General features: G+C 67.9%; 13 protein-coding genes and 1 riboswitch. Of the genes, 3 read left to right on the top strand and 10 right to left on the bottom strand.

The annotated features are described in order from the left end of the window. Nucleotides 1-12: 12 nt before the first annotated feature. From cobW to C7450_RS21075, 10 genes are all read right to left on the bottom strand, one after another. Nucleotides 13-1,059 (bottom strand): cobalamin biosynthesis protein CobW, encoded by a 1,047-nt coding sequence (gene cobW / locus C7450_RS21120; RefSeq protein WP_110376447.1) that lies wholly within the window; start codon nucleotides 1,057-1,059, stop codon nucleotides 13-15. After that, on the bottom strand, nucleotides 1,056-1,466 hold the full coding sequence (locus C7450_RS21115; RefSeq protein ID WP_110376446.1) for a DUF1636 family protein: 411 nt from the start codon (nucleotides 1,464-1,466) through the stop codon (nucleotides 1,056-1,058). The genes cobW and C7450_RS21115 overlap by 4 nt, the downstream gene beginning before the upstream one ends. Further along, on the bottom strand, nucleotides 1,463-2,251 hold the full coding sequence (locus C7450_RS21110; protein ID WP_110376445.1) for a CbtA family protein: 789 nt from the start codon (nucleotides 2,249-2,251) through the stop codon (nucleotides 1,463-1,465). The genes C7450_RS21115 and C7450_RS21110 overlap by 4 nt, the downstream gene beginning before the upstream one ends. Before the next feature lie 7 nt (nucleotides 2,252-2,258). Beyond that, entirely contained in the window at nucleotides 2,259-2,432 is a 174-nt protein-coding gene (locus C7450_RS21105) for a CbtB domain-containing protein (RefSeq protein WP_110376646.1), read from the bottom strand. Between the two features lie 33 nt (nucleotides 2,433-2,465). Continuing rightward, a riboswitch (cobalamin riboswitch) is annotated at nucleotides 2,466-2,682 on the bottom strand. A gap of 34 nt (nucleotides 2,683-2,716) precedes the next feature. Next, nucleotides 2,717-3,931 (bottom strand): MFS transporter, encoded by a 1,215-nt coding sequence (locus C7450_RS21100; RefSeq protein WP_110376444.1) that lies wholly within the window; start codon nucleotides 3,929-3,931, stop codon nucleotides 2,717-2,719. A gap of 20 nt (nucleotides 3,932-3,951) precedes the next feature. Then, a complete protein-coding gene (locus tag C7450_RS21095) occupies nucleotides 3,952-4,896 on the bottom strand; it encodes an aldo/keto reductase (RefSeq protein WP_110376443.1) in 945 nt (314 codons plus the stop codon). 121 nt (nucleotides 4,897-5,017) lie between these two features. After that, nucleotides 5,018-5,998: an FUSC family protein gene (locus C7450_RS21090; protein WP_110376442.1), complete on the bottom strand. Its 981-nt coding sequence runs from the start codon at nucleotides 5,996-5,998 to the stop codon at nucleotides 5,018-5,020. Nucleotides 5,999-6,011: 13 nt separating this feature from the next. Beyond that, the gene (locus C7450_RS21085) at nucleotides 6,012-6,992 is read right to left on the bottom strand and encodes an HlyD family secretion protein (RefSeq protein WP_110376441.1); all 981 of its coding nucleotides are present in this window, start codon (nucleotides 6,990-6,992) and stop codon (nucleotides 6,012-6,014) included. A 106-nt stretch (nucleotides 6,993-7,098) separates the two neighbouring features. Beyond that, nucleotides 7,099-8,337 carry a glycerate kinase type-2 family protein gene (locus C7450_RS21080; protein ID WP_110376645.1) on the bottom strand — a complete coding sequence of 413 codons (1,239 nt, stop codon included), beginning with the start codon at nucleotides 8,335-8,337 and terminating at the stop codon, nucleotides 7,099-7,101. A 180-nt stretch (nucleotides 8,338-8,517) separates the two neighbouring features. Further along, complete coding sequence (locus C7450_RS21075; protein WP_110376440.1) at nucleotides 8,518-9,093, bottom strand: cupin domain-containing protein; 576 nt, start codon at nucleotides 9,091-9,093, stop codon at nucleotides 8,518-8,520. 136 nt (nucleotides 9,094-9,229) lie between these two features. Between C7450_RS21075 and gabT the strand changes: the two genes are divergently transcribed. The 3 genes from gabT (at nucleotide 9,230) to C7450_RS21060 (ending at nucleotide 13,574) form a co-directional block, all read left to right on the top strand. Then, on the top strand, nucleotides 9,230-10,525 hold the full coding sequence (gabT, locus tag C7450_RS21070) for a 4-aminobutyrate--2-oxoglutarate transaminase (protein ID WP_110376644.1): 1,296 nt from the start codon (nucleotides 9,230-9,232) through the stop codon (nucleotides 10,523-10,525). After that, entirely contained in the window at nucleotides 10,525-12,081 is a 1,557-nt protein-coding gene (locus C7450_RS21065) for an acetolactate synthase large subunit (RefSeq protein WP_110376439.1), read from the top strand. Before gabT ends, C7450_RS21065 begins: the two co-directional genes overlap by 1 nt. Before the next feature lie 254 nt (nucleotides 12,082-12,335). After that, nucleotides 12,336-13,574, top strand: coding sequence for a flavin-dependent oxidoreductase (locus tag C7450_RS21060; RefSeq protein ID WP_110376438.1), 1,239 nt, complete (start codon nucleotides 12,336-12,338; stop codon nucleotides 13,572-13,574). Nucleotides 13,575-14,018 lie beyond the last annotated feature (444 nt).

Below are 14,018 nucleotides of genomic sequence, written 5' to 3'. Positions count from 1 at the left end.
CGCGCCCTCCCCTCAGCCGAGGATGGCAGCCGTCACGGCATCGCGGTCGAAGCCCTTCTGGCCGATGACGACGAGCCGTCCGCCGCGCGTCTCGCCCGGCCGGAAGGGACGCTCGAACTGCTGCTGGAAGCGGGCGCCGACGCCCTGCACGAGAAGCCGGAGCGGCTTGCCGGCAACCGCGAGAAAGCCCTTGATGCGCAGGATGTCATGGGCTTCGGCCGCTGCCTTGAGCCGCGCGATCACTGCCTCCGCATCCCCCTGCTCGGAGATTTCGACGACGAACGTATCGAAGTCGTCGTGATCGTGCTCCCCTTCCGCGTCGTGATGGGAGGGTCGCGCGTCGAGGTCGCTTTCCGCCGCCGCGCCGAGGCCAAGCAGCACGGTGGGATCGACCACGCCCTCGCGGGTGGTGACGACCTTCACGGCGCGCGGCACCGTGTGCGCGATCTCGGCGCGCACGCGCGCCTCGTCATCGCCCGTGAGAAGGTCGGCCTTGTTGAGGATCACGAGATCGGCGGAGAGCAGCTGGTCCTCGAACACCTCCTCAAGGGGGTTGTCGTGCTCGAGCGACGGATCGGCGGCGCGCTGGCGGGCGAGTGCCTCGAGATCGTCGGCAAAGCGCCCGGCGGCGGTCGCCGCGCCATCGACCACGGTGATGACCCCATCCACAGTCACGCGCGAGGCGATGGCCGGCCAGTTGAAGGCCTTGACCAATGGCTTCGGCAGAGCAAGGCCGGAGGTCTCGATGAGGATGTGCTCCGGCGGCTCGGCCTTGGCGAGCAGCCCCTCCAGCGCCGGGATGAAATCGTCGGCGACGGTGCAGCACAGGCAGCCGTTGGCGAGCTCGACGATATTGTCCTCCGGGCAAGCCGCGACGCCGCAGCCCTTCAGGATCTCGCCGTCGATGCCGACATCGCCGAACTCGTTGACGATGACGGCAAGCCTGCGCCCTTCGGCATTGGTGAGCACGTGGCGCAGGAGGCTCGTCTTGCCGGCGCCGAGAAAGCCGGTGACGATGGTGCAGGGAACCTTGGCCGTGGCTGTGACGGTTGACGTCATGAGGTCTTGTCCAATGCTGTGAAAGCGAGCGGCGGAACGCGCGCGACGACCCCCTTGCGGATCGGTAGCGGGCGCTCACGCCAGGGAATGATGCCGTCCTTGGCCAGCGTATAGCCGCGGGCAGCGGTGACGAGATCGTCGAGATGGACGTCGGCGTCGAGATCGCCGACGACATAGGTCCATTTGCCGGGGGCGGCGAAAGCCACCGTACAGGGCCTGCGGCAGACGGAGAGGCACTCCACCGGGGTGACGGTGACGTCGGCATCGCCGGCCAGCCGGTCGGCCAGCGTCTGCACAAGCTCGCGCCCCGGCTCGTCATAGGGCCCTTCCGTTGCGCCGCCCTGCCGCCGTCGGCAGGTGACGCAGACCATCACCGTCGTCGGCACAATCGTTGCGGGGGCATTCATGCCGCGCGTCGGGCGAGGCGAGGCCAGAAGAACCCGACAGCCACCGCCACCGCTGCCCACAAGGCCGCATGCACGACCAGCGAGGCGGCGGCGAAATGGCCCGCAAGCTCGGCAGGCGCGCCGCTCGCATAGGCCTCCGGGTGCGGCGCACCGACCACATGCGGTGCCAGAAGCAGCACGAAACCGAGGATCTTCGCCCAGACCGCCGGCGTGCGGATGAGAAGCCACAGGGCTGCGGCCGTCGCGACGGCGGTGGATACCCACCAGACCTGGCGTGCGACGAGCGGCCCTGCGGCACTGCCCGGCAGCTCGGGGGCAAGCCCCAGGGCCGGCGCAAGGCCCGTCGCCACGAAGGCCGCGGCCGCGAAGGCGAGCGCATGCCTGATATCGATGGGCTCGCCTGCCACGAGAAGGACGGCCAGCAGCATCAACGCAAAACCGATCGCCGTGACGATGGTGGCGAGCGCGGTGAACGCGGTGCGCTCCAGGCCATCCGCGGGGCTCCAGCCCTCGCCATGCTCATGGGCGGCGCCCGCGTCGGCCGCGGCTCCGCCATGGCTATGCGCCTTGACGACGTTATGAGTCACCACATCGCCGCGCGCCAGCACCCCATGGGCGCCGAACAGGCCGGCGGCCATGCCACCGAGCGCGGCTTCGCCTTCAGGCTTTTCGTATTGTTCGCCAGCCAGGATCAGCGGAGTCGTCGTGAAATGCTGCAGGACCGCGATCGCAAGTCCCGCAACAAGGCCGGCCACCAGGGCAACGGCCAGCACGCGATTGAACATGCCGCAGTCAGTGGCAGGGAAAGCTCAGCGCATGGCGCGTATCATGGGCAGCGTTGTGGACCGCCTCGGGATGGGCAAAGCCCGTCACGAACACCAGCACCACGCCCATCGCAAAGGCGACGAGGGCGATCTTCACGACCTCAGCGCGCGACCCCAGGCCCGCAACAGCAACATTCGACACCACGACCTCCTTCCCTGCCCCGCCGGCAGTTCTTTGGCTTCCATGGCGAAGGCAGGTCTCCTGGCTCGCGGATCATCGAAGCGAACCGCCTTCCCAGATCGTCGCCGCCGACATGGCAGCAGATCCAGTGGCTTTGATGGTTCGCGCCTCAACCGCTCACAGTTGCGGGGGCAGCTCCGGCCTTGGGCGTCAAGCCCGCACCGGCATTCCCTTTTGACCTCTGACGAGGACCGTCGCCTAAGGCAGCTAGACGCCGTCCCCGCCCAAAAGTCAACGCGCGAAGCTTACTCGACGAGCTTGTCGCGGTGGAGGAGCGCCGGAAACAGCCGCGTCCACAGCAATGCGATGGCGATGGTGCCGACCCCGCCCAGCGCGACCGCCGGCGCGGCGCCGATGAAGGCCGCCAGCGTCCCGGACTCGAACTCGCCGAGCTGGTTGGAGGCGCCGATGAAGACCGTGTTCACCGCCGCGACCCGGCCGCGCATGGTATCGGGCGTCTCGGCCTGGACGAGCGTCTGGCGGACGAACACGCTGACCATGTCCGCCACGCCGAGGACGACCAGCGCTGCCAGCGACAGGAAAAAGTTGGTCGACAGGCCGAAGACGATGGTCGCAAGCCCGAACAGGATGACGGCCCCGAACATGCGCTTGCCCGCATGGCGCGCGATGGGGTGCTGCGCGAGATAGAGCCCCATCATTGCGGCGCCCACAGCCGGCGCGCTGCGCAGGAGCCCGAGGCCAGCCGGCCCGATATGCAGGATATCGCTGGCATAGATGGGCAGAAGCGCGGTCGCCCCGCCGAGCAGCACGCCGAACAGGTCGAGGGAGATGGCGCCGAACAGCACCGGCTTGCCGCGAATGAAGGTGAGCCCGGCGATCAGCGTCGGCCAGTCGATCTTCGGCCGGGGAACCTTCTCCGCCCGCAGGCGGATCAGCGTGACCGCGACTGCGGCCACCAGGAACAGCAAGGCCGCGCCCCCGAAGGCGACATAGGCGCCCGCGATATACAGAAGGCCGCCGATCGCCGGCCCGGCGATGACGGCGACCTGTGTGACCGAGGAACTCCAGGCGATCGCCTGGCCGAACAGCGAGCGCGGTACCAGGTTCGGCACGAAGGCCTGGCTCGCCGGCTGGTAGAAGGCACGCGCCACGCCCATCAGCACGACGAGCGCGTAGAGCGGCCACACGTCGGGCGGGTGCCAGATGGCGAAGAGTGCAAGCCCTATGCAGATCAGGGTATTGAGCGTGAAGCACCCCATCATGATGAGGCGCCGGTCGACCCGATCCGCCACATGACCGGTGACCAGGACGAGGCTGATGACCGGGAGGAAGGCGGCCAGGCCCACGAGCCCGAGCGCCAGCGCACTCCCCGTCAGGTCATAGACCAGCCAGCCGACCGCGATATCGGTGATCTGCTGGGCGACCGAGGCACAGAACCGGCCGGTGAGAAAGAGCGAAAAATCCCTCTCCCGCAAAATGCTCCAACTGGACGAGGACATGGACGGCGTTCGGCTCCCGCTCAGGCTGGTACGCCGGTGATGCGATCGATCTCAGCGAGATCCTCGGCCGTCAGCTGCCAGGATGCCGCCTTGATATTGGCCTCCACCTGCTCCGGCTTGGTGGCGCCGGCGATCACGCTCGCGACGAGCGGCCGCGCGGCCAGCCAGCTGAAGGCGAGTTCGAGCAGGCTGTGGCCGCGCGCCTCGGCGAAGCCGCGCAAGCCCTCGACGATGTCCCAGTTGCGGTCGTTGAAGTAGCGATCGGCATAGCGCTGCTCGGCGAAGCGGGTGCCGGCGGGCGCGGCCTCGCCACGCTTGTACTTGCCGGTGAGAAGGCCGCTCGCCAGCGGAAAGAACGGCAGCAGCCCGAAGCCATAGCGGGACGCGGCCGGAACAAGCTCCCGCTCGATGCCGCGCTCGACGAGGCTGTATTCGTCCTGGACGGAGGCGAAGCCGTTGATACCGAGCTCGCGCGCCGTGAAATGCGCCTCGACCACCTGCCAGCCCGGCAGGTTGGAGCAGCCGATATAGCGCACCTTGCCGGCACGGATGAGATCGTCGAGGGCGCGCAGCGTCTCCTCGATCGGCGTCAGCGGATCGGGGCGGTGCAGCTGGTAGAGGTCGATCCAGTCCGTCTTCAGGCGCTTCAGGCTCGCCTCGACGGCAGCCATGATGTAGCGGCGCGAGCCGCCCTTGAGGACGTCGACGTCATCCATCGCCATGCCGAATTTCGTGGCGAGCACGATGTCCTTGCGGCGCGGACCGAGGACTTCGCCGAGCTGGCTCTCGGACCCGCCCCGGTTGCCGTAGATGTCAGCCGTGTCGAACAGGGTGATGCCCGCGTCGATCGCCTTGTGGACGACGCTGCGCGTCGCCTCCACATCGAGCCGGCCGCCGAAATTGTTGCAGCCAAGACCGACGACTGAGACACGCAGGCCCGAACGGCCGAGATTGCGAAATTCCATGGCGTTTCCCCGATAGTGCCCATAACCCGCGGCGACGCTGCGCGTGAACAGGCTATAGATCCTTGTATGGTAATTGTGACGGAACACGCGCCGAAGTGTTATGCAAATTGCGCATAGGAGGTCAGGCGGGTGCCTCACCCTGCAGCTTGCCGCGCATCATCCACATCACGGTCAGCATGACGGCCACACCGGCGACCATCCCGGAGAGCCGATTGACCGGTGCCAGGATGCTGTCGGGCGGGCCTGCACCCGTCACCAGCGTAATCATGAAGGCGATGCCGATCTGCGTGCCGACATAGGCGTGCCTGTGCGGGCTGAGATGCAGGCGCGACGCCAGGAAGATGCCTGAGACGAGCGCGGCCGCCCACCACAGGAAATCTGTCGCATCGATCAGGATGACGATGAGGCCGAGGCAGCCGCCGAGAATGCAGCCCATCATGCGCTGCGTGCCGCGCAGGCGCGAGGCCCCCAGATCCTGGCTCACCACCACGAGGCTCGTCACGATGACCTGCGGCAGGCTCGGCAGATCGAACCAGTTCCAAAGAAGGGCAATGACGACCGCCGCGATGCCGGCGGACACGGCCTGTTCCAGTGCGGCCTCACGGGCGACGGCCACCGGCGCCGGCTGCAGGCTGATGGGGCCGCTGGCCGAAAAGCCCCAGGCCAGCACGGTCGCGACCGCAACGCCGATGGAAATTTCGTAGAAGCGTGTCCAGGCAAAGACATAGAGGTCGGTCGGATCGCTCATGCTGCTAGTGACGAGCAGCATCACGCTCGCCGCGCCGAGTATCCAGGCATAGCTGAAACGGCTGCGGAAGCGGCCATAGGTGCCGATCGAAGACGCAAGGAACAACACAGCCGCCTGCGCGAAGGGCAGTCCCTCCATCGCGACGGCGGCGAAATAGCCGATGACGCAGCCGATGGCGGTTCCGACAAGCCTGAGCACGGCCTTCGTCACCAGGGCCGATGTGTCGATGTTGGAAACGATGAAGGCCGTGATGGTCGCCCAGAAGGGCTGTTCCAGGCCGGCTGCGATGGCGGCAAGGGTCGCGATCAGGCAGGCCGCGGCGGTCACGAGGCTTTGGCGGGTGATCGCGTCCATCCGCCCCGCTTCCTCAGAAGACGACGAGAACGCGCGCGTCGGCCCCGAGATAGAAGCCGAGATCCGCGGGCCATGTGTCGAGCGCGATGTCGACAGGAAAGCGACGGGGCAGGCGCACCCAGTCGGTCGTCGGATCGACATAAGGCAGGGTAAGGGGCGCCGTCGGCGAGCGCGCCACGCCGGGCGCGATACTCGTCACGCGGCCGGCGTGGACGACCCAGGGCTGGGAGCCGAGCGTCAGCCACACCCGCTGGCCGGGCCGCAGCCGCGCCAGATGCCGCTCCGACAGGTTCGCCACGACCCTGCGCCTGTTGTCGGTGACCAGGGTGAGCACCTGGTTGCCGACCTGGAGATAATCGCCGACCCGCGCCGTGAAGGGTGCGACGCGGCCGGCATCCGGCGCGACCACGGCCGTCTTGCCGAGCTCGTAGCGGGCGCGATTGAGGGTCGCCTGCGCCTGCTGGACGCTCGCCGCATTCACGGCGATCGTCTGCCGGGCCACGTCCACGTCGGCAGCGGCGGCCGCCGCGCGCGCCGCCGCGGTCGCAAGATCGCGCGTCGTGTCATCGATGGCCTGACCGGAGGCAAAGTCGGAACGCGCAAGGCTGCTGACCCGATTATAGGTCTCGCGCGCCGCCGTCTCGCTCGCCTGGGCCGAGGCGAGGTCCGCCTGGGATGCCGTCAGGCGGTCCCGCGAGAGGGCAAGCGTCGCCTCGGCATTGGCCAGTGCGGCCGCGCTTTCGTCCACCGCGAGCCGGTACGGCGTCGGATCGATCGTGAACAACGGGGCGCCCTTGGCGACCACCTGGTTGTCCCGAACGTCGAGCGTGGCGATCGGCCCCTCGATTTCCGCCGCCAGGGTCACGGTGTCGCTCGTGACATAGGCATCGCCAGTATAGGCGAAGAAGACGACCGACAGCTCATAGAGCAGGAACAAGACGAGACAGCCGCCGAGCACCGACGATGCCGGCCTCTTCATCAACCAATCGATCATCGGTGAACCTGCTTACGCTCCGCAGCTTCGCTTATGTCATCGCGCCGCCCGGTGCGCAATCGATCAATCGTCGATCGCTTCTCGCGAGTTCCTGTTGATACCCGGCTCAACGCACCAGGATGGCGCGGAAATCGTTGACATTCGTCAGGGTCGGCCCGGTCACGACGAGCCTGTCGAGGGCCGCGAAGGCGGAATAGGCATCGTTGTTGGCGAGATGCGCCGCGAGGTCGATGCCCTGCGCCTCAGCCTCTGCGATCAGATCGGCGTCGACGATGGCGCCGGCATTGTCCTCCGAGCCGTCGATACCATCCGTGTCGCAGGCAATCGCGGAGACACCCGGCACCGCCTGGGAGGCCAGCGCGAAGGCGAGCAGGAACTCGGCATTCCGTCCGCCGCGCCCCTTGCCGCGCACGGTCACCGTCGTTTCTCCCCCCGAGAGCAGGACGCAGGGGCGCTTCGCCGGCTCGTCATGTTCGGCGACCGAGCGGGCGATGCCGGCGAGCACCATCGCCACCTCGCGCGCCTCTCCCTCCAGCGCATCCCCCAGGATAAGCGGCGTCAAACCAAATTCTCTCGCCTTCGCTGCCGCGGCCTCCAGTGCCCTATAAGGCGTCGCCAGCATATGCATCGGCGCCGGCGTCGGCACGTCCTTGATCACATTGGCGCGGATGGCCGCCTCGACGGCTGCGGGCACCGCGATCGCGTAGCGCTTCAGGATGGCGAGCGCAGCCTCCGCATCGGAGGCCTCCGGCACCGTCGGGCCGGAGCCGATGCTGCGGGGTTCGTCGCCCGGCACGTCGGAGATGAGATAGGTCACGAGGCGCGCCGGCGCGGCGGCCGCCGCCAAGCGCCCGCCCTTGATGGCGGAGAGTGCCTTGCGCACTTGGTTCATGGCGCCGATCGGCGCGCCGGATTTCAACAGCGCCTTGTTGATGGCCTGTTTGTCGGCAAGCGTTATCCCCTCGGCCGGCAGGGTCAGCAGCGCCGATGCGCCGCCTGACATCAGGCAGACCACGAGATCGTCCGGGCCGGCCGATTGGGCAAGCGCCAGGATCCGGGCTGCGGCTGCCATCCCCGCCGCATCCGGCACCGGATGGGCCGCCTCGACCACCTCGATCGATCGCGTCGCCATGCCATGCCCATAGCGCGTAACGACCAGCCCCTCGCAGGGGCCCGGCCATTCCGCCTCAAAGGCGGCCGCCATCCGCGCAGCGCCCTTGCCGGCGCCGATGACGATGGTGCGCCCCTTGGGAGGCTCGGGAAGCCGACCGGCGAATTGTCCATCGGGGTAAGCCGCCGCAAGCGCAGCATCGAACAACACCCGCAAGATCGCCTTGTCGTCCACCCTGTCCTCCACTGCCGCTATCCGGCGCTACTTCTGCGTCGCCAAGGATTTCGCCGAAAAAGGATCGCAAGAGGGATGCGAGGGCAAGCCTTTTTGCGTCAACGCGGCACGGCCCGCCGCCCCCCCTGCGGTCAACCCGCTCAATATTTTGACCACGCCCGCCAGCCGGCGCAGCCCGCCTCAGAGGTACGGCGGGGTGCACGCGCTCACGACTTCGCAGGGCTCCTGGCCGACATTGCGGAAGCGATGCGGGATGCGGCTGTCGAACAGATAGGCCTCACCCGCCTTGAGCCGCCTGACCTGGTCACCGACTGTTACTTCGATCTCGCCGGAGATGACGACGCCGCCCTCGTGCGAGGCATGCTCGAGCATGGTCGGGCCGGTGTCGGCGCCGGCTTCATAGCGCTCGTGCAGGATCTGCAGGTCATGCGCGCGGGCATCGCCCACCTGCCGGAAAGCCATGCGTCCGGCCGCGCCGCGCCCGCGCGGGACGATCCGTGAGGTCAGATCCGTGAGCTCGCCCGCCGCAAAGAAAATCCGATCACGCCCGGCCTGCTCCTCGTCGAAGAATTCGGACATGGTCGTCGGAATGCCCCCCAGGATCTTGCGCAGCGAGGCGACCGACGGGCTGTTGCGGTTGCGCTCGATCATCGAGATCAGCCCATGCGTCACCCCTGCGCGGTCGGCCAGATCGCGTTGCGACATACCTGCGGCCATCCTCAATTCGCGCAGCCGCGCGCCGACGTCGAATTCCATCCATCCAGCTCCGACCAGTTGCGGACTATTTTATCCATATTGCTTAAAATTCTGCGCAAGACTATCGTCCAGCCGGGATCGTTTGGCCGACTTTCGCGCAGGACGCGGGTGGCATTTTTTCTGGGAGACGATGGCGATGAATGCAACAGCGCAGTTGGCGGACCGGCAGAAGAGCGCCGTAGCGCGCGGCGTGGCCACCAAGTCGATCTATGTGGCGCGCGCTCAGAATGCTGAACTCTGGGATGTCGACGGCAAGCGCTACATCGACTTCGCCGCCGGCATCGCCGTGGTCAACACCGGCCACTGCCATCCCAAGGTCATTGCCGCCGTCACCGAGCAGGTGCAGAGCTTCACCCACACCTGCTTCCATGTGGCGCCCTATGAGAGCTACGTCAGCCTCGCCGAGCGCCTCAACGCGCTGACGCCGGGTGATTTCGCCAAGAAGACCATGCTCGTCACGACCGGCGCCGAGGCCGTCGAGAACGCCGTCAAGATCGCCCGCAACGCCACCGGTCGCCCGGCCGTCATCGCCTTTGGCGGCGCCTTCCATGGCCGTACCCTGCTCGGCATGGCGCTGACCGGCAAGGTCGTGCCCTATAAGAAGGGCTTCGGCCCCTTCCCGGCCGACGTCTTCCACGCGCCCTTCCCCAAGACCTACCACGGCGTCGACACGGCTGAGGCGATCGCCGGGCTGAAGAGCCTCTTCCTGACGGATGTCGACCCCGCGCGCGTGGCAGCGATCATCGTCGAGCCTGTGCAGGGCGAAGGCGGCTTCTATGTCGCGCCCTTCGATTTCCTGCGCGAGGTCCGCAAGGTCTGCGACGAGCACGGCATCCTGATGATCATCGACGAGATCCAGACCGGCATCGCCCGCACGGGCAAGCTCTTCGCCGCGGAGCATGCCGGCGTCGCCGCCGACATCGTGACCATGGCCAAGGGGCTCGCCGGCGGCTTCCCGCTGTCGGCGGTCACCGGTCGCGCGGAGATCATGGACGCGGCAGCGCCCGGTGGCCTCGGCGGCACCTATGGCGGCAGCCCGATCGGCGTGGCCGCCGCCCATGCCGTGCTCGACGTGGTCGAGGCGGAAAACCTCACCGGCCGCGCGGTCGAGATCGGCGAGATCATGCGCGACCACCTGACCGCCATGGCCAAGCGCAACGAATTCGCCTGTATCGGCGACGTGCGCGGCCTCGGCGCCATGACGGCCTTCGAGCTGGTGAAGGACCGCGCGACCCGCGCCCCGGACGCGGCGCTGACGTCCGCGCTGATCGCCCGTGCGCAGGACAAGGGCCTCATTCTCCTCAGCTGCGGGCCGGATGCCAATGTCGTGCGCTTGCTTGCACCGCTCACGACGCCCGTGGCACAGGTAAGGGAAGGTCTCGCCATTCTGGAGGCAGCCCTCACCGAACTCGTGACCGAGAGCCAGAACTGATGAACGGTGCCGATCTTCTCTGCGATACCCTGCTGGCCCACGACGTCGACGTCTGCTTCGCCAATCCCGGCACGTCCGAGATGCATTTCGTCGCGGCGCTCGACGCCAAGCCGCGCATGCGCTGTGTGCTGGGCCTGTTCGAAGGCGTCGTGACGGCGGCGGCCGATGGATATGCGCGCATGGCGGACAAGCCGGCGGCGACGCTCCTGCATACCGGGCCGGGCCTCGCCAACAGCCTCGCCAACATGCACAACGCGCGCCGGGCGCGGACGCCGATGATCAATGTCGTCGGCGACCATGCGAGCTATCACCTGCAACATGACGCGCCGCTGACCAGCGATATCGAGAGCCTGGCCAAACCCATGTCCAACTGGGTGCGCCGGATCATCAACGCGGAGACGATCGACGAGGATGCGGCCGCCGCCTGGCGCGCCGCCGTCTCGCTGCCGGGCGTGGCCACGCTGATCCTGCCCGGCGATATGGCCTGGGGCGAGGTGACGCCCAGAACCATCCGGCGCGTCGAACGCCCGAAGCTGCCTGCGATCGACGCACGGGCGGTGCAGGCCGCGGCAACTGCATTGCGCTCCGGCAAGCGCGCCGCCCTGCTCCTCGGCGATCACGCGCTGCGGGCGGAGCCGCTCAGCGTGGCCGATGCGATCGCCCAGACGACAAACGCACGCGTGATGTCATCGACGTCGAATGCGCGTGCCGAGCGTGGCCGCGGCCGCGCGTCCTTCGCGCGGGTGCCCTATGCGGTCGATGTCGCCGTGGAGGCGCTCAGGGACGTCGATGTGATGATCATGGTCGGCGCCACGGTGCCGGTCGCCTTCTTCGCTTATCCCGGCAAGCCGGGCCGCGTCGTGCGCAACGACTGCGAGCTCATCACGCTCGCCGAGCCGGGACAGGACCTTGCGGCCGCGCTGGAATGGCTCGCCGATGAGGTCGGCGCCCTGCGCAAGGTCCAGCTCCGCCCCGCCCCCGATGCCGATGCGCTCACCGGCACCGTGCCATCCGGCCCGCTGACGGCCGACGCGATCGCACGCGTCGTCATGCAGCGTGTTCCGGAGAACGCCATCCTCTGCGACGAGGCCGTCACGTCGGGCACCTTCCATAACTACGCGCATCTGGCCGCCCCCCACGACATGCTGGCACTGACCGGCGGCGCCATCGGCGTCGGCCTGCCTCTGGCCACAGGCGCGGCCGTCGCCTGCCCGGACCGCAAGGTCATCGGGCTGCAGGCCGACGGCAGCGGCATGTACACCCTGCAGGCCTTGTGGACGCAGGCGCGCGAGCGGCTCGACGTCATCTCGATCATCTTTTCGAACCGCGCCTACGCCATCCTGCAAGGCGAGATGCGCAATGTCGGGGTCAAGGAATTCGGCCGTAATGCCGAACGCATGCTCGCCTTCGACGACCCGGCGCTCGATTGGGTGAGCCTCGCCAGGGGCATGGGTGTCGAGGGCGCGCGCGTCACCACCGCGGACGAGCTCGCCAAGGTCCTCGACGGCGCGCTCAGGCAGCGTGGTCCTTTCCTGATCGAAGCCGTGATGCCCTGAGGCGACCGGCCTCGCATCTCCGGCCGGTCCCCGGGCTCCCCCCCTTCCCGGCGGGGTGAGGGTTGGTGTGAGGCCCCCTCCCATCCGACGACAGCACAGCGTGAGCCGTGGCCATCGCGTCCGATTTCCGATCGGGCGCGATTTTTTTATCCTCTCCTCCCGCGTTGCGTGCTATTGTTTTAAACTTAAAACATCGGTGCGCGCAGAGGTCGCCGTGCCGACAATGTCGATCCAGAGCACGAGGGAAATGAGCCATGAAGGCCATCATCGTTGGCGGGGGTATCGGTGGGCTGACCACGGCCTTGACGTTGCAGGCCCGCGGCCTTGACTGTGAAATCTACGAGCAGGCAGCGAGCATCCAGGAGCTCGGTGTCGGCATCAATGTTCTGCCCCATGCCATCCGCGAGTTGGCGGCGCTCGGCCTTCTCGACCGTCTCGACGCGGTCGCCATCCGCACTTACGAGCTCTTCTACCTCAATCGGCAGGGCCAGGAGGTATGGCGCGAGCCGCGCGGGCTCGATGCCGGGCACGACGTGCCGCAATTCTCGATCCACCGCGGGCGACTGCAATCGGTGATCCTGGACGCGGTCATCGAGCGGCTCGGCGCCGACAAGGTGCATACGGGACGGCGGCTCGCCTCCTTCAGGCAGGACGAGGGCGGCGTCACCGCCCATTTCACCGACCAGGCCGGCAATCCCGTGGAGACCGCGCGCGGCGAGATCCTGATCGGCGCGGACGGCATCCATTCCGTCGTGCGCCGCACCTTGTTCCCCGACGAGGGCGGGCCCGTCTGGAACGGCCTCGTGCTGTGGCGTGGGGCACGGGACTGGCCGCGCTTCCTCACTGGCCGCGACATGATCATCGCCGGCGGCCTGGAATCCAAAATGGTCGTCTATCCCATCGCCGAAGGCGCGACCCCGGATACGGTCTTCACCAACTGGGCGGTCATCGGCAAGCTCGGCGACGGTTCCAGCCTGCCGGCCCGCGAGAACTGGTCGCGTCCGGGCCGTTGGGAAGACCTGGCGCCCAACACGGCCGGCATCACCATCCCGCAGGTCGACGTCCACGCCCTGATGCGCGCGACCGAGACCTTCTGGGAATATCCCTTGAGCGACCGCAACCCCTTGCCGCGCTGGTCGCACGGCCGCGTCACCCTGCTCGGCGACGCCGCCCATCCCATGTATCCGGTGGGCTCGAACGGCGCCTCCCAGGCGATCCTCGATGCGCGCGCGCTGGGCGATGCGCTGGTGCGCGCCGAGCATCCGATGCAGGCGCTCGCGGCCTATGACGCCGAACGCCTGCCGAAAACGGCCGAGATCGTCCATTCCAACCGCAAGGGCGGGCCGGAAGGCGTGATCGATGCGGTGGAAAAGCTGGCGCCCGATGGATTTACCGACATCGAGGCGGTGCTGAGCTACGCCGAGCGGGAAGCCATCGTCCGCGGCTATGCCCAGCGTGCCGGCTTCGCCGCCGAGAAGGGCAAGGCGGCTTAAGGTCGGGCGCGACAGGCCCCCTCTCCCCGGCGGGGAGAGGGTTGGGGCACACCCGGGGTGTCATTCCCGGCGAGGGCCGCAGGCCCGAGGGAAGGGAACCCAGCCTCACGTCTGATTCAATAGATCCCCTTCCCGCGCTGCCGCGCAGCGCGCCGGGGATGACACGCGCGCGTTGCACGTATCGCAAACCCTCACCCTGTCCCTCTCCCAAGCCAAGTTGGCTGTTGCCAACTTGGCATTGTCGGAGAGCCCAACACGGCAACGCCCGTGTTGGGTGGAGAGGGGACGCCAACGACAACCGGTCGTGTCAGGGAATGGCGCCGGAGCCCCCTCTCCCCGGTGGGGAGAGGGTTGGGGTGAGGGGCAAACCCGGGGTGTCATTCCCGGCGAGGGCCGCAGGCCCGAGGGAAGGGAACCCAGCCCCGCGTCTGATCCAAGAGATCC

The organism is Chelatococcus asaccharovorans (assembly GCF_003201475.1).
GTDB classification, from domain to species: domain Bacteria; phylum Pseudomonadota; class Alphaproteobacteria; order Rhizobiales; family Beijerinckiaceae; genus Chelatococcus; species Chelatococcus asaccharovorans.
Note: the sequence above shows the minus strand (reverse complement) of the source record. Positions and strands in the feature narration are given on the sequence as shown.